The organism is Halioglobus sp. HI00S01, from assembly GCF_001635445.1.
GTDB classification, from domain to species: Bacteria; Pseudomonadota; Gammaproteobacteria; order Pseudomonadales; family Halieaceae; genus Halioglobus; species Halioglobus japonicus.
The window spans coordinates 1-202 of sequence record NZ_LWEE01000295.1 but is presented as its reverse complement, the minus strand read 5'-3'; the positions used below and the strand labels follow the sequence as shown (position 1 = coordinate 202).

Here is a 202-nt window from a genome sequence, read left to right as displayed (position 1 = left end):
CACGTAATGCCCACTTCGCGGGGCGGCCTGGATCGCTGGGAAAACGTGGTCGCGGGTGAGCTCGCCACGGGTATGTTGCTGACCACAGTACAGGCAGCGATAGTCGTCCCGGCGGAACAGGGTGCGATTACACAGGGGGGGGCTGAAGCTGCGGAGTACTCTGCCCTGCAGGGCAATAATGGGTTGCAGGTCGATTCTGGAG

Annotated in this window: 1 pseudogene; it reads left to right on the top strand. The window is 62.4% G+C overall.

The features are described 5' to 3' along the window. Positions 1–202: pseudogene (locus A3709_RS24160) on the top strand (hypothetical protein); the annotation flags it as partial.